Genomic DNA, 3,270 nt, shown 5'->3' on the forward strand with positions numbered 1-3,270 from the left:
CCTCCTTGACGAGGTGGAAGTCGAGCGTCTGCAGGTAGCGCAGCCCGCCGTGCACGAGCTTGCTGCTCCGGCTGGACGTGCCCGACGCCCAGTCCTGCGCCTCGACGATCGCGGTCGACAGGCCGCGGGTGGCGGCGTCGAGCGCGATGCCGGCGCCGGTGACCCCGCCGCCGACGACGAGCACGTCGAGCTCGCCGCTGGGGGTCTGCGAGCCCTTGAGCGCGGCGAGGGCCTGGGTGCGTGACTCGGCGGTGAGCCGGGTGGAGGCCATCGTGGTTCCTTCCGATCGGGACGACGCTCCCAGAGCAGCACCGCCAGCACGTCCGCGCAACCTGGGTGCACGAACGTGCACGGGTGCATCCTGGTGGCATGGCGAGCTACCGGGAACGCGACGTGGTCATGGCCGCGACGATGTACTACCTGCAGGACATGAAGATGGAGACGATCGCGCGGCACCTGCGCACGTCCCGCTCCACCGTCTCCCGGCTGATCAAGCGCGCGCGGGACACCGGCGTCGTCGAGATCACGCTGCGACCCGGCCCGTCCCGGGCGCCCGGCCTCGGCCAGGAGATCGCCGAGCGGCACGGCATCGACGCGTACGTGGTGCCCGTCTCGGACTCCGCCACCGACGACGACCGCCTGCAGCAGGTGTCCATCACCACCGCGCGGCTCCTGGCGCGCTGGTTCGACTCCGACATGGTGCTCGGCGTGGCCTGGGGCACCACCCTCGCCGCGATCACGGAGCACCTGCCCCACAAGCCGACCCGCGGGTCCGCCGTCGTGCAGCTCAACGGCGCCGCCAACACCCGCACCTCGGGGATGAGCTACGCGGGCGACCTGATCTCGGGGTTCGGCACGGCCTTCGACGCGTCCGTCCACTACTTCCCCGTGCCGGCGTTCTTCGACTTCGCCGAGACCAAGGCCGCGATGTGGCGGGAGCGGTCCGTGCGCCGCGTGCTCGACGTCCAGGGCCGCGCCGACATCGCCCTGTTCTCCGTGGGGGCCCTCACCGGGGGCGTGCCCTCGCACGTGTACTCCGCCGGGTACCTGGAGCCCGACGACGTGGCCGTGCTGGACGCCGAAGGGGTCGTGGGCGACGTCTGCACCGTCTTCGTGCGCGCCGACGGCACCTACCGCGACATCTCCCTCAACTCCCGCGCCACCGGGCCCGCGCCCGCCGAGCTGCGCCGCATCCCGCGGCGGCTGTGCGCCGTCGCGGGCGACAACAAGGTGGCGCCCCTGCGGGCGGCGCTCGCGGCGGGCGTGGTGACCGACCTCGTGATCGACGAGGTCACGGCCGCCGCGCTCGTGGAGGAACCGTGAACGTCCGTGCACCGGGACGCGCGCGCCGCGCGGGGATCACGCTCGTAGAGTGACGGCGTGCTTCCGGAACCGCCCGCGGACCGCCGGCCCCAGGACCACGGCGCGTCGTTCGCCGTCCGCTCCGCGATGCCGGCCGACATGCGCGCCGTGCGCCGTCTCGTGGAGCCGTACGCCGAGCGGCGCATCCTCCTGGCCAAGGAGATGGTCGGCTACTACGAGGCCGTGCAGGAGTTCCTCGTGGCCGCCGACGTCGACGGGGGCGTCGTGGGGTGCGGCGCGCTGCACGTCATGTGGGACGACCTCGCGGAGGTGCGCACCCTCGCCGCCGACCCGGCGTGGCGCGGCCGCGGCGTCGGGCACGCCCTCGTCGAGGGCCTCGTCGACCGGGCGCGGCGCCTCGGGCTGCGCCGGGTGTTCTGCCTGACGTTCGAGGTGGGCTTCTTCCGCACGCACGGGTTCCGCGAGATCGACGGCACGCCCGTCGACGCCGAGGTGTACGCCGAGCTGCTGCGCTCCCACGACGACGGCGTCGCCGAGTTCCTGGACCTGGCGCGCGTGAAGCCCAACACGCTCGGCAACACGCGGATGCTGCTCGAGCTCTGACCCGCACCCGTCCAGCGCCCACGACGTGGCGCTAGACGGGCAGGTGGTAGCGCCCGGCGTCGTCCTGCTCGACGAGGCCGTCCTCGACCAGGCCGCCGAGACAACGGTCGACCTGGCCCTGGTCGAGGCCGGAGTCGGCGAGCAGCGCGCGCGGCACCGGCTCGACGGCGGCCCGCAGCGCCGCCATGACCCGGCCGCGCACCTGGCGGTCGGTGCCGTGCCAGGCCTGTGTGCGACGACGGTGGGCGTCTGCGTCGGGCGGGTGGCCGGCGGCGCGCCAGGCGCACAGGTCGGCGACGGGACAGGCGCCGCAGCGCGGCGCCCGGGCGGTGCACACGACGGCGCCGAGCTCCATCGACGCGGCCGCCCAGCGCGCGGCGGTCGCGTCGTCGTCGGGCACGACGCCCGCGGCGAGCCCGCGCTCCGCGGCCGTGGGGGAGGGCGCGCCGAGCGCGGTGCCGCCCAGCGTGCGGGCCAGGACGCGACGCACGTTGGTGTCGACGACGACGGAGCGGCGTCCGAAAGCGAACGCGCGCACGGCCGCCGCGGTGTACTCGCCGATGCCGGGCAGGGCGCGCAGCGCGTCCTCGTCGTCGGGGACCTCGCCGTCGTGCCGCTCGACGATCGCGGCCGCGCACTGCTGCAGGCGCAGCGCGCGGCGCGGGTAGCCGAGGCGGTCCCACGCGCGCAGCACGTCCGCCGTGGGCGCCGAGGCGAGGGCGGCGGGCGTCGGCCACCGCTCCAGCCACGCGCGCCACACCGGCTCGACCCGGACCACCGGCGTCTGCTGCAGCATCACCTCGCTGACGAGCACGCCCCACGGGGTCCGGTCCGGGCGCCGCCACGGCAGGTCCCGGGCGGCGTCGTCGAACCAGGCGACCGTGCGCGCGACGAGCGGGTCCGCGGTGTCCGGGACGGACGGCGTCGAGCGGAGCGGGGCGGGGACGACGGGCACGGCGCCCATTCTCACCCACGAGTTGTCAGGGCCACGGCTCGGCGGGTGCTGGGCGACGCGGCGCGGCTCCGCCGCAGGTGGGGACGTGCGTCGTACGGTGGCGCCGCGGCAGGGATCGAGACGGAGGGGTGGCCCGTGGCACGTGCGGAGGACGGGCGTCGAGGTGGCAGCACCTCGCGTGGTTCCGGCGCGCGCTCCGGTGCGGGTCGGTCCGGCTCCGCGGGCACGGGGCGCTCCGGCGGCGGGACGCGCAGGACGACGTCGGGCGGCGCCCAGGGCGTACCGAAGAAGGCGTCGCAGAGCCCCCCGAAGGGCGCCACCGGCCGGGGCAGCGCGAAGGGCGCGGCCCAGGGTGGCTCGCGCGGCGGCTCCGCACGGGGCGGCGCGAC

Annotated in this window: 4 protein-coding genes; 2 read left to right on the forward strand and 2 right to left on the reverse strand. The window is 75.8% G+C overall.

Annotation, left to right across the window (positions count from 1 at the left end; all coding sequences use genetic code 11):
- Positions 1–271, reverse strand: a 271-nt coding sequence (locus ACFWEK_RS20245) for an FAD-dependent oxidoreductase (RefSeq protein ID WP_430555203.1), incomplete at its 3' end; no start/stop codon positions are given.
- Between the two features lie 98 nt (positions 272–369).
- Between ACFWEK_RS20245 and ACFWEK_RS20250 the strand changes: the two genes are divergently transcribed.
- Together ACFWEK_RS20250 and ACFWEK_RS20255 are read left to right on the forward strand one after the other, a co-directional pair.
- Positions 370–1,323, forward strand: a complete 954-nt coding sequence (locus ACFWEK_RS20250; protein ID WP_430555204.1) for a sugar-binding transcriptional regulator — start codon at positions 370–372, stop codon at positions 1,321–1,323.
- A gap of 57 nt (positions 1,324–1,380) precedes the next feature.
- On the forward strand, positions 1,381–1,926 hold the full coding sequence (locus ACFWEK_RS20255) for an amino-acid N-acetyltransferase (RefSeq protein ID WP_429764994.1): 546 nt from the start codon (positions 1,381–1,383) through the stop codon (positions 1,924–1,926).
- Positions 1,927–1,957: 31 nt separating this feature from the next.
- Here the strand turns inward: ACFWEK_RS20255 and ACFWEK_RS20260 are convergent, their stop codons facing one another.
- Positions 1,958–2,890, reverse strand: a complete 933-nt coding sequence (locus ACFWEK_RS20260; protein WP_430547729.1) for an A/G-specific adenine glycosylase — start codon at positions 2,888–2,890, stop codon at positions 1,958–1,960.
- Positions 2,891–3,270: the final 380 nt, after the last annotated feature.

Origin of the sequence: Isoptericola sp. NPDC060257 (assembly GCF_042726645.1) — a bacterium.
Classification (GTDB): Bacteria; Actinomycetota; Actinomycetes; order Actinomycetales; family Cellulomonadaceae; genus Isoptericola; species Isoptericola nanjingensis.

Coding starts and splice junctions, on each gene's coding strand:
- ACFWEK_RS20250 (WP_430555204.1), top strand. CDS start 370: ATGGCGAGCTACCGGGAACGCGACGTGGTCATGGCCGCGACGATGTAC.
- ACFWEK_RS20260 (WP_430547729.1), bottom strand. CDS start 2,890: ATGGGCGCCGTGCCCGTCGTCCCCGCCCCGCTCCGCTCGACGCCGTCC.